The 22,621-nt window shown below is 36.9% G+C and carries 16 protein-coding genes and 2 pseudogenes; 14 read left to right on the plus strand and 4 right to left on the minus strand.

The window, feature by feature from the left end; genetic code table 11:
- The first annotated feature begins 1 nt into the window (after position 1).
- The 3 genes from CSV61_RS12195 (at position 2) to CSV61_RS12205 (ending at position 3,116) form a co-directional block, all read left to right on the plus strand.
- Positions 2–628 (plus strand): glutamine amidotransferase-related protein, encoded by a 627-nt coding sequence (locus CSV61_RS12195; RefSeq protein WP_099639429.1) that lies wholly within the window; start codon positions 2–4, stop codon positions 626–628.
- 81 nt (positions 629–709) lie between these two features.
- A complete protein-coding gene (locus CSV61_RS12200; protein ID WP_233193600.1) occupies positions 710–1,873 on the plus strand; it encodes a M24 family metallopeptidase in 1,164 nt (387 codons plus the stop codon).
- 121 nt (positions 1,874–1,994) lie between these two features.
- Positions 1,995–3,116: a tyramine oxidase subunit B gene (locus CSV61_RS12205; protein ID WP_099639431.1), complete on the plus strand. Its 1,122-nt coding sequence runs from the start codon at positions 1,995–1,997 to the stop codon at positions 3,114–3,116.
- Positions 3,117–3,244: 128 nt separating this feature from the next.
- Here CSV61_RS12205 and CSV61_RS12210 read toward each other — a convergent pair.
- Positions 3,245–3,997 (minus strand): annotated as a pseudogene (locus tag CSV61_RS12210) (DegV family protein); the annotation flags it as partial.
- Between the two features lie 186 nt (positions 3,998–4,183).
- Between CSV61_RS12210 and CSV61_RS12215 the strand changes: the two are divergent.
- The 3 genes and pseudogenes from CSV61_RS12215 to CSV61_RS17360 all read left to right on the plus strand — a co-directional run bounded on the left by CSV61_RS12215 (position 4,184) and on the right by CSV61_RS17360 (position 7,836).
- Positions 4,184–7,276, plus strand: a complete 3,093-nt coding sequence (locus tag CSV61_RS12215; RefSeq protein ID WP_099639433.1) for an AAA domain-containing protein — start codon at positions 4,184–4,186, stop codon at positions 7,274–7,276.
- 103 nt (positions 7,277–7,379) lie between these two features.
- A pseudogene (locus CSV61_RS12220) lies at positions 7,380–7,516 on the plus strand (23S rRNA (uracil(1939)-C(5))-methyltransferase RlmD); the annotation flags it as partial.
- A gap of 212 nt (positions 7,517–7,728) precedes the next feature.
- A complete protein-coding gene (locus CSV61_RS17360) occupies positions 7,729–7,836 on the plus strand; it encodes an Ltp family lipoprotein (protein ID WP_233193594.1) in 108 nt (35 codons plus the stop codon).
- A gap of 250 nt (positions 7,837–8,086) precedes the next feature.
- Here the strand turns inward: CSV61_RS17360 and CSV61_RS12230 are convergent, their stop codons facing one another.
- Entirely contained in the window at positions 8,087–8,938 is an 852-nt protein-coding gene (locus CSV61_RS12230) for a DegV family protein (protein WP_099639434.1), read from the minus strand.
- Between the two features lie 255 nt (positions 8,939–9,193).
- On the opposite strand from CSV61_RS12230, the gene CSV61_RS12235 reads away from it, so the two are divergent.
- The 8 genes from CSV61_RS12235 (at position 9,194) to CSV61_RS16860 (ending at position 20,520) form a co-directional block, all read left to right on the plus strand.
- Positions 9,194–11,119: a DUF2075 domain-containing protein gene (locus CSV61_RS12235; protein WP_099639435.1), complete on the plus strand. Its 1,926-nt coding sequence runs from the start codon at positions 9,194–9,196 to the stop codon at positions 11,117–11,119.
- A gap of 606 nt (positions 11,120–11,725) precedes the next feature.
- Positions 11,726–13,147: an SNIPE associated domain-containing protein gene (locus CSV61_RS12245; protein ID WP_233193595.1), complete on the plus strand. Its 1,422-nt coding sequence runs from the start codon at positions 11,726–11,728 to the stop codon at positions 13,145–13,147.
- A 277-nt stretch (positions 13,148–13,424) separates the two neighbouring features.
- Positions 13,425–14,174, plus strand: coding sequence for a hypothetical protein (locus tag CSV61_RS12250; RefSeq protein ID WP_099639436.1), 750 nt, complete (start codon positions 13,425–13,427; stop codon positions 14,172–14,174).
- Between the two features lie 212 nt (positions 14,175–14,386).
- Positions 14,387–15,319, plus strand: a complete 933-nt coding sequence (locus tag CSV61_RS12255) for an NADP-dependent oxidoreductase (protein WP_099639437.1) — start codon at positions 14,387–14,389, stop codon at positions 15,317–15,319.
- A 237-nt stretch (positions 15,320–15,556) separates the two neighbouring features.
- A complete protein-coding gene (locus tag CSV61_RS12260) occupies positions 15,557–16,246 on the plus strand; it encodes an AIM24 family protein (RefSeq protein WP_233193596.1) in 690 nt (229 codons plus the stop codon).
- Between the two features lie 254 nt (positions 16,247–16,500).
- Complete coding sequence (locus CSV61_RS12265; protein WP_099639439.1) at positions 16,501–18,552, plus strand: transglycosylase domain-containing protein; 2,052 nt, start codon at positions 16,501–16,503, stop codon at positions 18,550–18,552.
- Between the two features lie 436 nt (positions 18,553–18,988).
- On the plus strand, positions 18,989–19,621 hold the full coding sequence (locus tag CSV61_RS12270; protein ID WP_143561096.1) for a hypothetical protein: 633 nt from the start codon (positions 18,989–18,991) through the stop codon (positions 19,619–19,621).
- A 557-nt stretch (positions 19,622–20,178) separates the two neighbouring features.
- Positions 20,179–20,520 (plus strand): hypothetical protein, encoded by a 342-nt coding sequence (locus CSV61_RS16860; RefSeq protein ID WP_158233850.1) that lies wholly within the window; start codon positions 20,179–20,181, stop codon positions 20,518–20,520.
- A gap of 100 nt (positions 20,521–20,620) precedes the next feature.
- Here the strand turns inward: CSV61_RS16860 and CSV61_RS12280 are convergent, their stop codons facing one another.
- Positions 20,621–21,280, minus strand: a complete 660-nt coding sequence (locus CSV61_RS12280) for a hypothetical protein (protein WP_099639442.1) — start codon at positions 21,278–21,280, stop codon at positions 20,621–20,623.
- Between the two features lie 18 nt (positions 21,281–21,298).
- A complete protein-coding gene (locus CSV61_RS12285) occupies positions 21,299–22,327 on the minus strand; it encodes a Kiwa anti-phage protein KwaB-like domain-containing protein (protein ID WP_158233851.1) in 1,029 nt (342 codons plus the stop codon).
- Positions 22,328–22,621 lie beyond the last annotated feature (294 nt).

The raw sequence follows: 22,621 nt of genomic DNA on the forward strand, positions 1-22,621 counted from the left end.
AATGGAAAAACATGTGCTTATTATTAATAACGAGAAATATGAAAATGAACTCGGCTGGTCAGATAAAGTGGTGGAAGCTTTAAATAATATTGAAGAAGTCACATGTACAGTGTCTCATTATTCAAAGATCGACTCTAATTATATTAAAGATTTACAACCTCAATATATCATAATGACGGGACGCATAGGTCAGCATTGGGAAGAAAATGAGATATCGGATAGATATATCCCAAAACTAAATATTATTAAAGACTTACCCGTTCCTGTATTAGGTATATGTGCAGGACTACAATTAACAGCTATTATGTATGGTGGAAAAATAGGGAAAATGGTAGAAAGTTCTGATGATATTTTAGAAGAAGGTTACATTAAGCACTTTATAAAGAAAGACCATCAATTGTTGGAAGGTGTAAATACTTCTTTTTATTGCAGGCAACTTCACCGTGACGAGGTAAAAACACTTCCTGAAGAGTTTGATCTACTCGCATCGAGTGAGATGTGTGCTGTCCAGATGATTGCACATAAAGAAAGACCGTTATTCGGAGTTCAATTTCATCCAGAATGGTACAACAGTGACTATCCAGCAGGAAAAATGATTTTAAAGAATTTCTTAAATATTAAATTTTGATATATACGAGAATCTTAAGCATGCGCTGATTAAGTGTTCCCACAAATATTTTTTTCAAAATGAAAGGATGTTATTGGATTGATGGATTTCATAGCTAGAAGAAAGAAATTGACTGAACATATGAACGAACAGGATTACACTTTAGCTTTATTGACAGATCCCAGTACTATTTATTACTATACGGGTTACCATGGAGCCTTGGGTATTGACTGGGGAAGACCCAATTTGTTTGTCCTTATGAATGATGGTGATTCTTATTTAATTACACCATCAATGGAAGAGGAGATGGCAAATACTCAAACTGATGTTACAGAAGTTATTCCGTGGACAGACGGACTGGATGATGAATGGAGAAAACCATTAAGCGGCATTTTGGAGAATATAAAAATTGATAGAATGGGTATTGATTATTTAAAAGCACCGAGAGTAGTTTTAGATTTTGTTATGCAATATGTAAACCCAAATAAAATAAATGACATTGGAATGGTAATTGAAAGCATGCGGATGGTTAAAGATCAGTATGAAATACAAATCGCCCGTCATACAGGAGAAGTAGCAATTGCAATGTTAGAAGGCGCTATGGAAGCGGCTGCTCCTGGCGTATATGAATTCGAAGTTTCTCTAGCGGCTGAAAAAGCAGGAACTTATAAAGCAGCTGAACTAATGAGAAAGTATTACAAAGAGGAAGAACCGTTTAATTATCCTACTATTAGTAACCAGCAACAAATTATGGCGAGTGGACGATTAACTACAATGTGTCATCATCGTGCAGGAATGACTAAATTAGAACATGGCGAGCCATTATTTATTTGTCATTGTGGCACTGTAAGTTTTAAAGGCTTTTATCTAGGTTTTGATCGTACCTTATTCGTGGGGGAAATTAATGAAGAAGTATCAAGATTGTTGAAAATTGCTGAAAGTGCACAGAAAGCAGCATTAGCGGAAATTAAACCAGGAGCAGTAGCGGAAGATGCTTTCTTTGCATATGCCGAAGTTATTCAAACAGCAGGCTATCCTATACCATTTAGAGCGGGTAGATCACTAGGATTCTCGGTAAATGGCTTCCCGCAATTAGCAAATGGTGATAAAACTATTTTAGAGGAAGGAATGATATTTGCAGTAGACGGCGGAGCAGACGCTGAAGACTATCGCACACAAGTAGGTGATAGTATCCTGGTTACAAAAGACGGATATGAATTTATTACACCATTTACAAAAAATCACAAGGATTTGATAGTTGGGTAAACAACTTTCCTATTAGATCGACATTATATACCTATTTATACTTATACCGACTTACAAAGGTTTTCTCGGAATATATAATTGCTGCATTAAAATTTCACTATAAAGAAAAGAGGAATGTTAGATGTCTGAAAAACTTGAACTATTATACTTGCAGGAAGAAGATATCATAAAAGCAGGAGTATTAAATATGAAAGAATGTATTAATACAATCGAAGAGATGTTTCGATTAATCGGTAAAGGTGATTATTTAATGGGAGGACCAAATAGAAATGATCACGGACTAATGCTTTGGTTTAACAATGACGATACATTCAAAAACATGCCGAAAAAAGGTCCGGATAGAAGATTCATGTCCCTTATTTCATACTTAGGCGGAGATTTTGATGTAGTCGGCAATAAGTGGTACGGCTCTAATATTGAAAACTTGAATAAGAATTTACCAAGATCAATTCACACCTTTACATTGAACGACAGAGAGACAGGTGCACCTCTTGCCATTATGTCAGGAAATCTTGTTAGCTCTGCTAGAACAGGTGCTGTTCCCGGAGTAATATCGAAATATCTTGCCAAAAAAGATGCAAAAGTTTTAGGCGCGGTTGGCGGCGGAGTAATTAACCAATCTTGTATCGACGCAATAATCACTACAGTGCCGGGAATTGAAAAAGTAATTCTATTCGACATAAATATTGAAAAAGGAAAGGAAGTTGCAAAAAAGATTGAAGCCCAAATAAATAGACCGGTTGAAGTTGTGGATGATATGGATGCTTGTGTTAAACAATCTGACATTGTTACTGTAGCAACATCCGGTAGCGTTAAACCGAAAATTAATGAAGAAAGTTTTAAACCAGGCGCATTGATCATATTAACAGGCGCGGCAGATTTATCCGCAGAGTCATACAATAAGCATAGAGTAGTAGCTGATTTATGGTCTATGCATGAAAAGTGGCTAGAAGATGGGTTAGCACATCCAGAAGGTATTAACAGTATACTCGACTGGACTATGTCTGGACAATTGCTTGAGTTAATCAACGACGGAAAATTTGATAGTAATAAAATTGATGATATTGGTGACATCATTGTCGGAAATAAAGAGGGAAGAAAGTCTGACGATGAAGTAATAATCGCAATGACAGGTGGTCTGTCGACTGAGGACGTAGCTTGGGGATATAGAGTGTACGAAAACGCACTCGAGAACAATATCGGCACAAAACTACCGTTGTGGAACAGTTCCCATTTGATTTGAATAATTGAAGATTAATTTATCAAGAATCCACCAACATGTAGACGTTGGTGGGTTCTTGTTGTACTAGGTACTCACATAAAATTGACGTTGTCAGAATCATTTAGATGCCTCGGTCTTTAGTAGACTCTTTAAACCTCAATCCCCGCAATCCCAAATCCACCAGGACCAGAATGTGTCGAGATCATACCACCCGCTTCCATCCAAAGAATATTTTCAAATCCTTTTTCCGATGCGATTTCATTAATCCGTTCTTTGATAGTCTCACTCAGTCCGATTGAGTATATGAAATATATTTGTTGTCGATCAATGTCATATTGCTGTAAATAATCAAGCAGTAAACTTTCAGCCACTTTGCTCATTTTCCCACGATACTTTTTAGTCGAAACAAGCTTACCTTCTACTAATTCAATACATGGTTTGATTTTTAACAAAGCCCCGCCAAGATATGCCATATTGCTGACTCGTCCGCCAGCTCGTAAAAAGTCTAAGCTACCCGGAACAAAGGCAAGTCTTGCTTTTGGAACTTTTGCTTCGATCTTTTCTACTAAGTGGACAGGATCCATTTCAGGTTCTTCCTCCAGCAGAGCCACCGCATACATAATCACCGCAGTTAATCCGCCAGTAACGTTTAATGCATCTAGTAAATAAATATCTTCTACATCTTCCGCTGCTGTTAACGCATTTTGATAGGAAACAGATGCCTTTGATGTGTAGCCTATATGAACGATTGTATGATCAGGGAATTTTGTTCGAATCTTTTTGAAGAATTCTTGGTACTCATGGGTATTTGTGGCGGCAGTGGATGGAATCTTTTTAGTGCGGTCGTAAAAGTCAAATATATCTTGTACGGGTAGATGACCGTCTAAATAGTCCTGGCCATTTTAGTTAAACAGTCACACTCTTATAGATTTGAGTCTTTTTGTGCCAATCTGCTGAAGTTGTGACCTCTATAAGCCCTTTAGTGTAATGTCTGCTTTGAATTGACTAAAATTTTTAAGTATATAGAATGGTAATTAATGCAATTATTTAAGTAGACTATGTAGTTTGAGTGGAGGAAGAAAATAGTCGTGAATAAAAAGGAAAATGTCTTAAACGCTTGGATCACAATAGAACAGTTATCTGAAGGTACTATAAACAAAAAGGATAAATGGTTAAAGCAAATAGATATAGAACCAAATGATTGGTATACGTTTTTTGGGGATTTTTTAAATGGCCACCGACAAAAGAGTTCAGAGAAAAAATTTGAAAAATCTGGAGTCGTAATGTTTTTTAACATTTTTAACTTCCAGGAAATCATTGATATTCTGAGAAAAAAATATAATATTCTGGCAACACATGAGGAAACAAGTAATTCGGATAAATTTACATTTTGCCTGTATTTTGATAATAAATTGAATTTTGTTGAAGAGAAGTTATTTCTAACGATCAGTGGATATATTCTGGATAATGGGGAAATACCAAAAGACTTTTTGGAGGTAGAAAACAAATTTCGAGAAAATTTAAGTAGAAAATTTGAAGATAAAGGATTTAATCATACAATTTCAGAACTTATTCAAAAAGACAATGCAGCTTATGATCATTTTCGATATGGATTTATTAACAACTTAGAGTTTGGTGATACAAATTTGCATTCTTTTTTTATCGATGACTTACAAAAAGCAAAGAAAATAGGAACAGCAAATTTAAGTCGCTATTTTACTAGTTATTCTGGGGAACAATTTAATTTGGATAGCAATAAAGAATCATTAAATTTCAATCCAGACATTTTCAAAGAAGTTTTGCAACCAAAAAATTATCCATTAGGACGTTTTCCGAGTAAAGCTGAATATGCACTTTCGCTTATGCAACAAACTGCAGTAAACTTAGCTTTGAAAGAAAGCCACACGATTGTGAGTGTAAATGGACCACCAGGAACAGGTAAAACGACATTATTAAAGGACATTTTTGCGGAATTAGTAGTAAAGCAAGCTCTTGTGATATGTCAACTGACAGATAAAAGTATCAAAGAGAGTTTGGTTTATAGGGAAAAGGCTAAGCTAGGTGTTTTGCCGCAAGTGATTTCTGACAACAATATTGTAGTCGCGAGTTCTAATAATGGTGCAGTCCAAAACATTGTTAAGGAAATGCCTAAATCGAAAGAGATAGGAAAGGAATTCCATGATTTATTGGGAGAAGCTAACTACTTCACAGAACTTTCAAATACAAAATTGGAAGTTGATTATTCTAAAGGAAGAGAAGTAAAAAGTGAACCGCTTGAAAAAGAAAATTGGGGTGTATTTTCATTAGAAGGTGGCGCGTCTAGTAACGTTAGCAAACTACTTTTAACAGTTGAATTTATGGAACGGAATCTTGAAGATGAGTATGAAGCGAATCCAAATGTGTATGAAGTTTTTTTACAAAAGTACAATCAATTAAAAGCTGAACGAGATAGAGTTCAAAAATACAGTGAAAAAATTAGGTTACTTTTAGATTTAAAAAATCAATATAAAAAGCAAAGCCTAGAGTTCAAACAACTAGAATATGAAAAACGAATGGGATTAGTATTATTAGAGGAAAAAGTAACGTACGAAATAGAAGATTTGTATGAACGAAATAATGTACTTCAAAGTGATTTATTAGACCTTTCTAGTGAAATAGAAAGATTGGATGAGGAATATAAGCAAGCAGAACGAAATTATCATGTAATGAAGGAACAAAGACCAGTTTTATTATCGTTACAAAAGATATTTTATCCTTCTAAAGTGGATAGATATGTAAAAAAATTAAATGGCGCGAATGAACAATTGAATCGAATTATTGAGCAGAAAAAAGATTATTTAAACAACAAAAATGAATTAAATAGAGAAATGAAAAGAAACACTCGAAAAGCAAATCTCCATAAAGAACAATTGGAAAAGATTAATAATGATTTTAACCATTGGTTGTCAGCACAGCAAGAGGCATTAGCGAAAATGGAACGAAAAATAGAATCATTGGAGAAATTGAAATTTGAAAATGATATTGAAGTACTAGATTTTTCTCAATCATATGGAGAACTTCAAATATCTAATCCTTGGTTTAGTGAAGATTTTCGCGATTTACAGTCTAAACTTTTTATATTGGCATTAAAAGTGAGAAAGCAATTTTTGTTTGAAAATAAAATACATTTAAAGACTGCTAGAAATATTTGGAGTCGGCAATCAGAATATAGCTCTAAGAAAAATGGTTCTCAATTGTTATTAGAATCATGGCAATGGTTGAATTTTGCGATTCCTGTAGTAAGTACTACTTTTGCAAGTTTTGGTAGAATGTTTAAAAATATAAATGAAAACTCAATTAGTAATTTATTTATAGATGAGGCAGGTCAAGCATTACCACAAGCAAGTGTAGGAGCCATTTTTAGAAGTAAAAGAGTAATGGTCGTTGGAGATCCTTCACAAATTAAACCTGTATTGACATTGGATTCAAATATTTTAAATTTAATTGGTACCTATTATAATGTTAATGAAAAATTTGTTTCAGCTCATGCGTCCACACAGTCAATTGTAGATAGTACAAGCGAGTATGGATACCAAAAAAGTGGAGACGAATGGGTCGGTATTCCGCTATGGGTACATAGACGTTCGAATTATCCAATGTTTACAATCTCGAATGAAATTTCATATAATGGTTTAATGGTACAAGGGAAAGATGAAAAAGATGCATATGGAATCTCCAAATGGCATGATTCCACAGGAAAAGCGAATGATAAATTTGTAAAAGAGCAAGCTGAATTACTAAAAGCATTGATAAATGAACGTTTGCAGGATAATCCCCAATTAGAGGATGAAATATATGTGATTTCGCCATTTAGAAATGTAGCTTCCCAACTTGCAGAATTATTGGATGACATACAATTTACGAAGAGAGAAAAAGGTAAAGCTGTTAACGTAGGTACAGTTCATACTTTTCAAGGGAAAGAAGCAAAAGTTGTTTACTTTGTACTCGGTGCAGATGCTACGAGTAAAGGTGCTGCAAAATGGGCAGTTACAGAAGCAAATATGATGAACGTTGCCGCTACAAGGGCGAAAGAGGAATTTTATATTATTGGTGATAAGAAGTTGTATGCATCACTCGGTAGTAAAGTTGCGAATACGACGATATCTATCATTGACGAATATAATAAATTAAGCAAAACGTAAAAAACAATTTATGTAAAGGCATGGAACATCTTTTTAAAAATGTTAAATATTACGTCTGTTGATTAACTAAGTATGTTACGCAGACGGCAAACGTTGCGATGTTGTATTAGTCGTCGATCCACTGCGTAAAGACTGCGACGAGGAACTAATGAAACGATCTTGGAATATAAACCAAAACGCGTTGTTTACGTATCGTGTAATCAAGGCACACTTGCGCGGGATTTACGGATACTTGAAGATGACGCTGTTTAGGGCGGTCTTTATAGTTTTTCGACATTATAATGTAAAACAAATCCTTTTTAAAAGAATCGATTAATATTACTTATCTCCGTAAGCAATTTAATGATAGGTGAGTTTTTTTGTGGAGGTTTTTTGCAGGGATGGGCTTAGTTTGCGGCGGGGGAATAGGATTCGGGGGAGAGAGAGGAGACTGAGAGGGATTCTCGGCTGAAGTGGTTCAATACGCTATTAATAATATTGTAGTTGATTGGAAAGAAAACGAGCTAAAATCAGCACGTACTTATGCAGAAACTATGGATATGTCAGACTCGGCTATATAAGAACGATTGATTTCGGAACATCGTGAAAAATCTACTGCTGATGAAGCTAAGTATGCGATTAATAATTTATAATAACAAAAAATTACTTACCAAGTAGTAGGTTATAGTTAAAAAATGCGACTCTATCTATAAAGATAGAGTCGCTTTACTGTTACTTACTAGCTTTAAATAAGGTACTAAATCTCAACACAAATCAAAAACAATTCTGAATCGAACTAAAGTCGTGTGAGGACTTGTTGCCTTTTTGACATCAAACCTCAATCCCCGCAATCCCAAATCCTCCAGGACCAGAATGTGTCGAGATCATACCACCCGCTTCCATCCAAAGAATATTTTCAAATCCTTTTTCCGATGCGATTTCATTGATTCGTTCTTTAATAGTCTCACTAAGTCCTATCGAGTATATGAAATATATCTGTTGTCTATCAATGTCATATTGCTGTAAATAATCAAGCAGTAAACTTTCAGCCACTTTGCTCATTTTTCCACGATATTTTCTAGTCGAAACAAGCTTTCCTTCCACTAATTCAATACATGGTTTGATTTTTAACAAAGCCCCGCCAAGATACGCCATATTACTAACTCGTCCGCCAGCCCGTAAAAAGTCTAAGCTACCCGGAACGAAGGCGAGTCTTGCTTTTGGAACCTTTGCTTCAATCTTTTCTACCAAGTGGACAGGATCCATCTCAGGTTCTTCCTCCAGCAGAGCCACCGCATACATAATCACCGCAGTTAATCCACCAGTAACGTTTAATGCATCCAGTAAATAAATATCCTCTACATCTTCCGCAGCTGTTAACGCATTTTGATAGGAAACAGACGCCTTTGATGTATAGCCTATATGAACGATTGTATGATCAGGAAATTCTGTTTGAATCTTTTTGAAAAACTCTTGGTACTCATGGGCATTCGTGGCGGCGGTGGACGGTATTTTTTTGGTACGGTCGTAAAAATCAAATATGTCGTGTACGGGTAGATGACCGTCTAAATAGTCCTGGCCGTCCATGATGACGTGCATGGGTACTACATGGATGTTGTGTTTCTTTGCTAGAAATTCCGGTAGATCGGCTCCGCTTTCGGTTGTTAGGATGATTTTTCTCACTGTATTTCGCCTCCAACTCACATTTTATTCGATGTGTAGGTTTTTGAATTCATTTTAACTATACATGATAGGTAGGTGGGGGATGTTTGAATTTATGAAATATAAATAAGCCTAGTTTTACTTTTCTTGATGGACTGATTTTTTACACGGGTACCTTTTACCTAATATATTGATTAATTTGTCAAGTATTGTCGTTATACCATTATAATGGTAGGGTATGGGTAGAACATAAATATAAAGTAAGCTGGTGATGTATTGATTATATATGAATCAACTAAAGAACAATTTGTTGGTGATGTCGTAAATGAATTGTTGATCGATCGGTTATATAGCTCCTATCAAAAGAAGATAGGGAGAACGAGTAAAGCCGAGATTCGTTCGTGGGAAAACTCTCTGCAGAAAATGTCTAATGTTATGCAGGATGATGATATACCCCGCGATGCAACAGTCGCTATTGAATTCAATATTCCTAATACATCTAAACGGGTAGACTTTCTTATTGCAGGGAATGATGGAACGCAAGATCATGTGGTCATTGTGGAGTTAAAGCAGTGGGAGGAAGTAGAAAAAGTTCCTTCTCGTGATGCATTGGTTCGAACGTATGTCGGTGGAGGCGTTAGAGAAGTCGTGCACCCTTCCTATCAGGCTTGGTCATATGCAGCACTCATTGAAGACTTCAATGAGAATGTGCAACAGCAAGAAATTCGTTTGGAACCGTGTGCCTACTTACATAACTATCGAAAAACAGATAAGGACCCGTTAACAGATGATCACTATGCGGATCATTTAGAAAAAGCACCTGTTTTTGCTAAAGGTGAAATATCAAAGTTGCGTACATTTATTAAAAAGTATATACGCGAAGGTGACCGCAAGCATTTAATTTATCAGATTGAAAATGGTAGAATCCGACCGTCTAAATCTCTTCAGGATGCATTGAACAATATGTTAAAAGGGAATGAAGAGTTCATCATGATCGATGAGCAGAAAGTGTTTTATGAAGAGGCATTCCACTTAGCGCTCAATAGTATCCGGACAGGAACTAAACAAGTGATGATAGTGGAAGGGGGACCCGGTACAGGGAAGTCTGTGCTCGCTATTAATTTAATGGTGAAGTTAATAGCAAAAGAACTCGTGGCGATGTATGTAACAAAGAATGCTGCGCCGCGGCATATTTATTCTACCAAGCTGAAAAAGGATTTTAAAAAGTCCCATGTTGATAATCTCTTCAAAGGATCTGGTAGCTTTACAGAAGTAGAGCCAAATGAATTTGATATTTTAATCGTCGACGAAGCTCATCGATTAAATGAGAAGTCAGGATTATTTCGCAATCTAGGAGAGAATCAGGTTAAAGAACTGATTAAAGGCTCTCAATTTACGATCTTCTTTATTGACGAACATCAGAAAGTCACCATACACGACATTGGCAGTATAGAAACGATCGAGAAATATGCAAAAGAACTAGGTGCTGAAATTATCTCACGTGAGCTAGTGTCTCAATTCCGATGTGGCGGATCAGACGGCTATATTGCCTGGCTGGATGATGTATTGCAAATCAGACATACAGCAAACGTCAATGATATGGGAATGGATTACGATTTCAGGATTTTTGATGATCCGAACGAGATGCTTGAGGAAATTGAAAAGCTTAATGAAAGAAACAATAAATCGCGTCTGATGGCTGGGTACTGCTGGGAGTGGCCGAAATCCAATAGGCGTGATGTAGACCATTATGACATTACGATTCCCGAGCATGATTTCGGTATTAGTTGGAACATAGAAAACACATGGGCTATAGAGAATTCGTCTGTTCGGGAAGCAGGGTGTATTCATACGGCTCAAGGACTGGAGTTTGACTATGTCGGTGTGATTGTAGGGGATGATCTCCGCATGGAGGACGGGAAACTGGTCACGGATTTTACTAAGCGTGCAAAGTCAGATCAATCACTTAGAGGCATCAAGAAATTAGCTAAAGAAGATCCTGAAAATGCGTATGAGGTGGCGGATCCGATTATCCGAAATACGTACCGTACGCTGATGACCCGAGGACAAAAGGGATGCTTTATTTATTGTACTGATCCTGAGTTGCAGTCTTATTTGAAGGAACGATTGAAACGGGTGACAGCGAATCGTAAGGATCAGGAGCAGTTGTTGTATTTGGTGGATGATCGGGAAGGTTATTGATATTCAAATCATAAATACAGTAATAATTTTTGAAACTATTTATGAGATTTGTCGTCTGTAGGCTGTTTAAAGCATAGTGTAAAACTACTTTAGATATTTAAATTTCAGAAAGGACTAGTGAAAAGCAGAAATTGTATAGTAAAACCATTTATTTATCGTCAACTAGAAGTAGAGAAAAATGAACAATTTGTTTTTTGTTACTATTCTTATCTTTTTTATCATTACTCATAAGCTTAATAAAACAGTTAGAGTTTGAAGGCTTCAACAACAGTGATGCCGCCTATGCAGTTGAGAAAATCGAAGTTGATTGGCGAGAACAAGCTGTAAAAATGGCTGAGAGCTACTTGGAATATACTGCGTTTTAAGGAGTGGCTTGATAGAACAGTTAAAATTTGAAGGAGTTAGTGATGAGTTTGCGATGTATTGCTGTCGATCAAGTTGGTTTGTGAGAAATAAGAGGTTAAAAAAGTCTGTGTAAGGAACGAAAGTGATAGTTTGAATAATTGCGAAAAATTCACGCGCAGCTACTTTTATTATGGCTGAATTTTATTGCAATCAAATATTTCTATCCAATCATAATTAACAACATAAAAAAGGAGGTTTATTATGAACAAGGACTCAATGCCATGGTTATTAAGCGCATGGTTCATTTCCCTGCTAACAGTATTATTAGCCATAATTAATCCGGTGCTAATAATTTTACCTGGACTAATAATTATACCAATCTTAATAATCTTACATACAAAGAGACTGAATAAAATTAAGGAAAAAGCTGAGTTACTATCAGAACTAAAGAATAATGGCTATGATGAATCGATTGAAATAGCAGATCTTATTGTAAAGCAGAAAGAAGAACTGGAAGTTAAACAACAAGAATATTTAAAGTTAACCGAATCTCTAAACGCATATAAAACTGAATATGCTAATTTGAAAACTAAGTATGTTGAACTTGAAGATGAAGTGCTTTTGCAGTCTTTTGGATTTTTCGAACCTAAATATGACTTAGAAGATTCTGCTGCATATAAAATACGTTTGAGCGAAATAAGAAATAAGCAGAAAGAAATGGTGATAAAGAAAGATGCTGCCTCGTATAATTCTAATTGGACAGTAAATGGCAGTAAGGCTGAAGGAAGAAAAATGAATAATAACTTACTTAAACTTGCGATTCGTTCATTTAATAATGAATGTGATGTAGCTATATCTAAAGTAAAAGTATCAAATATTAAGTCTATGGAAGATCGGATTAATCGGACATTTGAAACGATTAATAAATTAAATGCCAGCAATCAGATTCAATTGAAAGTAAATTATTTAAATTTGAAACATGAAGAGTTATATCTGGCACTTGAATACAATCAAAAATTAGAAAAAGAAAAAGAAGAGCAACGAGAAATCCGTGAGCAGATAAGAGAAGAAGAGAAGGCTAGACGTGAAATCGCGAAATTAAAAGAAGCAATTGAAAAGGAAGAAAAACATTTCATTCAAGCTTTACAGAAGTTAGAGAAACAAAAAGAAGACGCAACGCAAGAACAGCTATCAGAATTAGAATTAAAAATCGCTGAATTAAATCAAAAACTAGAAGAAATTAATGAGCAAAAAGAGGATGTTTTAAACAGAGAAAGAAACACTAGAGCTGGTTATGTATATGTAATATCAAATATAGGATCATTCGGAGAAGATGTTTATAAAATAGGAATGACAAGAAGATTGGAACCGTTAGATCGAGTTAAAGAATTAGGAAGTGCTTCTGTTCCATTCTTATTCGATGTTCATGCAATGATTTTTAGTGAAGATGCACCAACATTAGAAAACACTTTACATCGCACATTTAATGATAAACGGTTAAATCTTATTAATGAAAGAAAAGAATTTTTCAAGGTGTCACTAGAAGAAATACAAGACGTTGTAGAAAGAAATCATGATAAAACAATTGAATTTAAAACAACTGCTTTAGCTGAAGACTATAGACAAACTCTTGCACACAGAAAACAGCTAGAAGAAACTAAAAAAGAGTTAGTTATTACTTGATATATTCTCGACTTTTAGTAACTCAAAGGCGGATGATAGATTTCTAGTGAGGCTGCTATGTGAGAAACAAACGTGAATGTTTCAAACTGGGTACCAGGTTCACGCGCAAATTGGAAACAATTCTGAATTTATTTAGAGTTGTGTGAGGACCTGGTACCTTAACTGATATTTAAAGGGAATCTTAGTGATTGGCAGAAATATGAGATACGAGTGGTCTGAGATAAGAGGACTGTTCGTTAAACAAGTTACCAAGTACCATACATGGAGGTGATGAACTATGATGTTATCGGAAGTAGGGAACTTTAAAGATCAATTAATGGGATTAGTTAAATTTACTCAATATACAGATTACCTAAAAGCCGGAAATCTACGAATGAGTAATTTAAAAACCTATATAGACTGGGAAAAAGAATCCGGTATAAAGGGTATAGGGGACAAGTTAGAAGCTTCTAGAGTGTTTTCAGACGTTGGTATCAAAGTATTTATGGCTGAAACAGAAGTACTTGTATCAGAGGGTGTTGCAGAATCATTTAATTTTCATGTGAACGAAGATACGTTGCTACCTGTCTATTGTATGTACGCTGTAGATGCAAAAGTCTTAGAAATAACGAAAGAAGATGATCGATTTTATTACACCAAATTTAGTGTTCCTGATGAAACTATAAAAAGATTAGTTGAAGAATTTGGAGATAAGATGATATTTATCAATCCAGCACCGTTTATAGAAATGGTTCAACAGACTTTTAAGAAGAAAAGCTATGGTCTCAAGGCTAATAAAGTGAAGTATGATGATTACAGCAAGAACAACTCCGAAAGACTAAAAGCATATGAGGACAAGGAAAGCATAGACGTTTGTTTTTGGAAAGACAAGTATTTTGAGGATCAAAATGAATATCGAATTATTATTCCGAACTTATCAATAGAAGAACCACTTGAAGTAAACATAGGTGACATTAGCGATATAGCAGTTGAATTCAAGATAAGTGAATTTTTTAGCGAGAAATTCGAATTGCGAATTAGTAAATAACTATTATTGGATCTTTATTGGTTCTTTTTCTATTCCTGATAATAAAATACTTGTTTGCAGTATGTATGGTTGGAATCATAAATTTTCATGCACAAGTATCTTTTACTATTCACTCGCTCCTTCGATTGAGTTGAATGATTCAGGGTATACAGTATAGAAAGTACAGATAACCACATCATGTAAGCGTACTAATCAGAAGGAGTGTAGTTGAAATGAAAGCAATCGTAATTGAACAATACGGTGGATCGGAACAGTTAGTAGAGAAAGACCTTCCTGAACCGGAGATCCAAGATCAGCAAGTGTTAATTGAAATGCATGCTACTTCTATTAATCCGATTGACTGGAAAATACGGGAGGGCTATATGAAAGACGCAATGCCTTTTGAGTTTCCGTTAATTTTAGGTTGGGATGCAGCAGGAATCATTAGTGAAGTCGGAAGTCAGGTTACGCAGTTCAAAAAGGGGGATGCGGTGTTCGCGCGTCCAGCCATGGAGAATGGCACATACAGCGAGTATGTGGCGGTCGATGAGGAGTTAGTGGCGTTAAAGCCAGATCATCTTAGCTTTGAAGAGGCAGCTTCTGTTCCGTTGGCAGGCTTAACGGCTTGGCAATGCCTAGTTGACTTTGGGCAAGTGAAAAAGGGAGACAAGGTTCTCATTCATGCGGGATCTGGTGGTGTGGGTAGCTATGCCATACAGATTGCCAAAAGCTTCGGCGCCTACGTTTATTCTACGGCGAGCAGCAAGAATGAAGCATTTTTGAAAGAGCTTGGCGTGGATGAATTCATTGATTATACAACGACTGATTTTGCAGATGTTGCACAGGACGTGTACTTAGTCGTAGACACGATGGGTGGAGAAATTTTAGAGAAGAGTCTAGATGTTGTGAAGGAGGGCGGTCGTCTCGTTTCAATTGCAGGTGAACCAAATGCAGAGAAGGCGAAAACGAATGGCATTACCGCGGAATCTTTATGGCTGAATCCAAATGGCAAGCAACTCGCAGAACTGGGACAACTGATGGAAAAAGGAGAAGTCAAACCTCATATTGGTTATACGTTCCCGTTAACCGAAAAGGGATTGCGTGAAGCACATGATTTAAGTGCTACGCATCATGCAAAAGGTAAAATTGTAATTACGATTCAATAAGTTAACAGCTAGCCTGTACACATATAACCGCCACACGTAAATTTTAGTGTGGTAGTCATATGCTGTACAGGTTTTTTCTTTGTAAAAATCAGTTACGTAAAATCTCATGTTATAATGACCCTAACCTTGCAAACAAATTAGAAAATCAGAAAGCGGGCGATTATTCTGTTTACGATCAAAAATTTTGTAGATAATGAGAATGTAAAAGTCAGAGAAGAGTTAGGCCCTTTTAAAGTAGTGGAGTTTCAAAGAGAGTTAAGTATCGATCATGCTACGGCCCAATCGGCATATTATGCATCTGAAATGAATGTAAGAAGAAGACAGCTAATTTGCGATGTCAGTCAGTCCAACATTACGATTCAGGCAGGGGCTATGCAATGGATGGCTGGAGATGTGAAAGCGACGACTGGCCTTAAGGGAGTAGGAGACTTTATTGGAAAAACGATTCGGGGTAAAATGACTAAAGAATCGAGCATCAAACCGGAGTACACGGGAACCGGTACACTTGTTTTGGAACCAACGTACAAGCATATTTTGCTACTGGATGTTGACGAGTGGGATCAGTCACTCGTCATTGAAGACGGACTCTTTTTAGCTTGTGATTCAGGATTAAAACATAAGGCCGTGATGCGCTCAAATCTTTCTTCTGCTGCACTCGGTGGGGAAGGTCTTTTTAATCTGGGACTTACCGGGCAAGGAGCGGTTGCACTGGAATCTTCCGTAGCGAGAGAGGAACTTATCGAAATCGAGTTAGAAAATGATGAGTTGAAAATCGATGGGAATATGGCGATTGCTTGGTCAGGCGGTTTAGAATTTACTGTCGAACGCTCTGGAAAAACACTTATGGGATCGGCGGCTTCAGGCGAAGGATTGGTAAATGTCTACCGCGGAACAGGAAAAGTATTAATGGCACCGTTCCTTCAATAATTGGGTATTTAATTTACATTCCCTATCTGTATTCGAAAAAGCGTGAATGTGTAAACGATCATAAACATTTCAAGTATAAGTATTTTATTAAGATATTACGCAGAAGCCCAACTTCTGCATAATGTCTTTTTTTACATACATTCGTACCAAAATCCCCCAAAAGACAAAATCCGCAACTTTCAAACACCCCCATCGTCTATACTATGCTATACTCAACCAACAAAATTCGCATCAATAAAGCAGGTGAAACCGATATGAAAAGATCCGAATATAAAGCTTTACAACATAAAAAAGAACCTAAAAAGCAAAGAAGCCTGAAAAACAAGATCATCCGTTTCGTATTGATCAGTGCACTGCTCGCCGTTCTTTGCGTACTACTCGTACTGAATGTCTTCATCACATTCAGTGACGTAAGTAAGCTCGAAGGACCCGCACCTAGATCGACGGTTATTTACGATCCGGACGGTGAAGTGATCAGTAAGGTTTCGAATTCGAATATTGAAGGTGTATCGATCGACCAGATTCCGGACACGTTGGTCGAAGCAGTCATCTCCGTGGAAGATCAACGATTCTACAAACATCATGGTATTAATTATTTCAGGATGGGACGCGCCTTACTTGAGAACGCGTTTAAAGGTAAAATCGTGTCAGGGGGCAGTACGATTACGCAGCAACTTGCGAAAAATGCGTTTTTGACGCAGGAGCGTACGTACTCGCGTAAATTCAAAGAACTGATCCTCGCAAAGAAGATTGAACGCGTGTATTCGAAAGAGGAGATCATGGAACGTTACCTGAATCAAATCTATTTCGGTGACGGGGCGTGGGGTGTTCAACGTGCGGCGCAGACCTATTTCGGTAAGGATGTCAGTGAATTGACATTAAATGAATCTGCGACCATAGCAGGCGTCATTAAAGCTCCGTCGAATTTATCGCCTACGAAAAATATGGAAAAGTCGGAGAAACGACGCAATCTGGTGTTGTCGTTGATGCTGCGTGAACAGTATAGCAGTCAGCAAGAATACGATGAAGCGATTGGACAGAAAATAGAACTGGCTGAATCGACAGTGCCAGATTATAAAGCGAAATATCCGTATTATATCGACCGGGTAGTGGACGAGGCGGTCAATAGGTACGATTTGACGAAAAATGAAGTATTGTCCGGCGGGTTGCATATTACGACAGAAATTAATCCGACGGTCCAGAATGCGCTGGAAGAAGTGTATGCGGATGATAGATATTTTCCAAACAGCACGCCAGATCAACTTTTGCAGAGCGCCTCTGTTTTCCTGAATCCTAAAACAGGCGGGATTCTGGCGTTAGTTGGTGGAAGAGGAGAGTATACGCAGGGACGCTTCAATAATGCGACTGACCTCATACGGCAGCCTGGGTCTGCGTTAAAGCCGCTTGCCGTCTATACTCCGGCGCTTGAGGAAGGCTACCATATGTCGGATTTGCTTGTGGATGAACCGATTGATATGGATGGGTACTCTCCGAAAAACTTTGATCAGACATATAGAGGGGAAGTGACGATGTACGATGCACTCGCACAATCGTATAATATCCCTCCCGTTTGGTTGTTGAATGAGATCGGCATCAAAAATGGCGTTCGTGCTGTTGAACGGTTTGGGATTTCATTAGAAAAAAATGACCGTGCACTTGGATTAGCGTTGGGAGGACTGGTCAAAGGCACATCTCCTTTGCGGATGGCTCAAGCGTTTTCTGCGTTTGCGAATGATGGCATGATGGAGGAAGCGCATGCGATCACCGAAATTAAAGATTCGGAAGGAAAAGTGCTCGGGAAGTGGAAGGGTGAGTCTGTACACGTGACAGATGCGGAAGTTGCTCAGCAAATGACCTATATGCTGCAAGGGGCTGTAAATGAAGGTACTGCCAAAAAAGCACAAGTTTCCGGTGTGGACGTGGCGGGGAAGACGGGTACCACACAGCTCCCAATTGAAGGAGTGGACGGTTCAAAAGATCATTGGTTCGTTGGCTATACACCAGATATTGCTGGTGCGGTCTGGCTCGGATATGATCAAACAGACGCCGACCATTATTTAACATCCACCAGTAGCTTTACCGCACCACCCATTTTCGCACAGGTTGTTTCAAAATCAGCAAGTGAATTAACGGCGAAGGAATTTGATTTGTCGTTAATTGATGAAGAAATAAAAGAGCTGAAGAAGCAGAAGAAAAAGACAAAGGAAGAAAGAGAAAAGAAAGAGAAGAAAGAAGAGAAGGATCAGAAGAAAAAAGAGTTTTGGGAAGGGATTGAAGAGTGGGGACGGAAATGGTTTACAGATTAAGAGGATTGAAAGTAAAGGAAATTAGGTGTCTGTGTGCGGAACAAACGTGATTGTTTAAACCATCATGAAGGTTTCATGCACAGCGTACAGTTAATTGAAATACACAGAGACGGCTATCCTACAGATATTTGATGGATTGCTGTGCTTGAACTGGATTTACAAAAACAGATACTGCGTCCACTTTATATGGGCGCAGTATCTGTTTTGTTGGATTTAAATAAGGTAACCGCTTGAAACAATCATGAAAGTTTCAAACACATGTACCTTTAATTAATATCTGCTTATCTCACATCCATGGTAGTATAAACCTATACGCGGTAATAAGGAGTGGATGAATGTGCAGGTAATCGAATATATTCAGGGGCCGTGGAGGGCAGTGGCGCTGCTAATTATCACTTTGGTCCCTTTTTTTCGCATTGCACTCAATTCGTATAATATGAGACCCATAGAAAAATTGCGTTTAACGGTGAGTGAGCGGTTCACCGTGTATTTTGCACAATGGCTGATCCTGTCCGCTTTGACTGGCACGGCGTTGTTCATGCTAGTGTTTGGCGGTGTGAGTAGGATGAACGAAGAAGGGGACGATCCGCTTTCAGGGGTGTCATGGGAACTGCTGGCGGGGCAGTCGTATGCTCTTGCGGGGCTTTTTGTGTTTCTGCTACTGTTCATCGTCTACGGTTTCTTTTCCATGGTGAGTGTGAAGACGTCATTTCATATAGTGGATGAAGAGCCGCTGGAGATTGTGAAGAAAGTGAATAAGCATACATTCTTGTTGCAGGCGAAGGACGGTCGGTACTTATTTTATTCGGACGAGCGGCTGCATCATGTGAAGTTCTATGAAGAGCTGTGCGATCCGCCAAAGAATATGTCGGTGCTCACACGGTTGTATGGCTGGAAGATGCCATGGTTCGGGATCACGATTGTTCTTTTGGTAGCAGGAGCTACATTCGGGTTCTTCAACTGGATTATCGTAGGGGGATGGTTGATCGCAATCGCGGTGTTCGGGTTGCTGGTGCTTGGTGCAGTTGTGAAAAACTATGAGGATATTCAGAGGTTGAATAGCAATTAACTGGTAAGGAATTGTTCGTGAGATACCTAGTCCAGAAGTAAATCGTACGGAACTCTGAAATGAACGAACTTTGTTTTCGGACCTACTAGCTTGAGTGTACTTTTATTTAAAACAGCGTGTCACTACTACATAAATAATCGATTGTGTAAGGAGGAAGGAATGTTTTCAAATTACTTCGTAAAAGTATTGTTCTTAATTCTGATCGTGTTTTCGTACCAGCTTGCCCAGATGTTAAAATTTTCATTTGTAGTGAGTTTGGTCATAGTCTTTTACTGTTAGTTTACGTCTGGTTAAAAAGACGGTTGAAAAAAGATATTTAGCACGATCTTGTCGAAAGACTAGGCATAAAAGTGCTACTGCCTTGGATTGAATTAATTAGTGTAATGCTTGTTATTTACATGTTGCTGGAGGCATTGATCAATTTTGAAGTCCACTCTTCCAAAGGGATAATTATTTCAATTTGCTGGGCCCTTCCGCTAGTGAATTTGCATGTAGTCATCAGGAATATAGTGACGATTATTTCAGAGGCGAAAAGGTTTAGCGGAAGTGACAGCCTGTTGAATAAAATCATGTTTGTGTCGATACTGTTCATTGCGATGCTTATTACATTAGTAGGTCCTAGCATGGTGTTCGGGATTGGATACGATTTGTTTTTCAAAAGTGTATTGGATATCGAGATCGGGAGCAGATTTGAATCTTTTTATTTAAGTCTACTGTTGACAAACACTTTGCCTGTCAGTGATGTCGGGTATTCCAAATTAATTAGCTTGGTAAATAAAAACACGACGTTATCATACTTCCATACCTTTCAGCTATTTTTCATCAAGCTGGTAGACGGCATTTTTCTCGTTGCGAACTTTAATCTGCTGAGCGGGGTTTTGAAAATTACGAGAGTTTAAAGAAGGTACCGAGTTCGAACACATGTCAGAAATAATTCTAAATTGAACTAGAGTTGTGTGAGGACTTGGTACCTTTCTATTAACACGATTTGGACACCTATCAATCAGATTTCTTTATATCTTTTAGGTAATAAACATTGCTAGCCAATTCTGCCCCCCTCATTTTTTCATTCAAGCGTAAGTTCTTTTCCTTTAGAATTAGCACAACATCTTTTCTCAAGTATGGATTTTTGTTCTCTTCCTCCTGATTACCTTCAGATATTATCCCTTTATAAACTTTTCGACCAGAAAAGAAAAATAATGGACAAACACTAATTGCATCGGTCTTCACATAGATTGAAATCACATAAGTTATAATTAATAAAGATACTGATAAATCAATAGCAGATGTATGATCTAATGATATTAATGGTAAAAGTAAAGTCAACAGGAAGAAAGAGTAGTCATTCACACTTAAATATTTAATTTCTCTAATCGAATAATTTTTACCGCTTCCCCCTGGTTTTAAATCCTTTTCATAACCTGATAGAAAATAAGATATAGTTATCTTATATAGAACAAACGATATCAACAATATAAAAAAAACAAATAATATCTCTATTAAAATTGAATCCAAAATAAATTTTTGATTAAATAGGCTGAATTTAATTTGATTTATATCTATAAATTTATTACTGATAATAAAGCGGAAAATCATTATTAGGATTAGTGGAATATAAGTTATTACCCATAATATCGTTTGTTCTGCTTTTCCCCACATATCAATCTATCCCTTCATTTATAAGGCCTCTCTAAATTCTTTAGTTAAGAAAGATTCTACGATTTTATCTGCAAAAAAGTATATTAAAGGTTCTATTGATTTGTCAGGATCAATTTTAATTTTTTTATCAAACACATCAATATGATCGAACAAAGGCCAAAGTAATTCGTATCTATCTATATAAGCCTTTTTGTCACTAGGGGACAAAGGTGTCTTTTCCTTAATTTCCTTCAACTCTTTACATCGTTCTACAAATGATCTTTCAAGTATTCTTAGTGTTCCGGGTTCAATTCCCGCTAATCTCCTTGAAACCATATATTGATTTGATTTTTCAACAAAAACGTCTACATTTGGATCTTCATCAAAAAAATCCATACTTGTTATTGAATGTAGATTTTCATCTTTTCTAATTGAAATATGATCATTATAATCAAATGAATACTCTAATGTTCTTGGGCTAATGATATAAAATTCCTCATTGTATATAATTAGCTCAATTTTACCTCCAAATTCCACCACATCATTTTCCTGTATTACTAGATGATCCCCATGCCTAATTGTAGGCATTTTGCTGACATTCCTTTTTGTCATTGCAGATTGTTTGATTCCTCTATAGTAAATAAAGTAAGCACACTCGTCTTCAACGGTTAATTTGATCACTTGAAACTTTACCTCAGAATCTTCAACATTTGCTCCTATACTCAGTGATTGAAGTAACTTATTCTTTTTCTTAATTAAAGTTTCATCTTTAGTAAGATCTAGTTTTGCGATAAAATCATTTTTGGTTAATTCAAAATCATAATCAGAAACAAAAAACTTTTTTCTTCCATCTTCATCCTCAAACTTCAACCGTCCAAGTTCCTTTCTTATACTTTCTTTAACCCATTGCCTAAGTTTTGGATCTAAGTGTTCTTCCACAGAAGTATATAAGTTGTCGGTTAACTTAGCTTTCGAGACCAAATAAACTTCTAAATCTACTTCCTCTAATTGTTCACATGTCATTTGACTAATTTGATTAATAATATTATCGCTCTCGTTTAAACTCATTAAGTATTCCCCCATTATTTTCTGTATAACAATCATATTCGACAAAAGGGGATATATTCCTTCTCTAAAAGAAGGTACCAATTTCTCAGACGACTCTACACAACTTGGTAGTTTAAAAAAGAGGAATCAGAAGAAAGAAATACAGCTGTTTGCGGTCCGCAACAATCGGTGCCAGATACTACGAAATACTTCCCACTACGTGCCAGAAGTGTCGATCAATGAACAACAGTAAAGCTCTTGTTAATAAACTAAAAGGCAGCACCTTCTTGATACAATCCATGTATCCATTTCAAG

Origin of the sequence: Sporosarcina sp. P3 (genome assembly GCF_002743415.1) — a bacterium.
In the GTDB taxonomy this organism is placed as follows: domain Bacteria; phylum Bacillota; class Bacilli; order Bacillales_A; family Planococcaceae; genus Sporosarcina; species Sporosarcina ureae_A.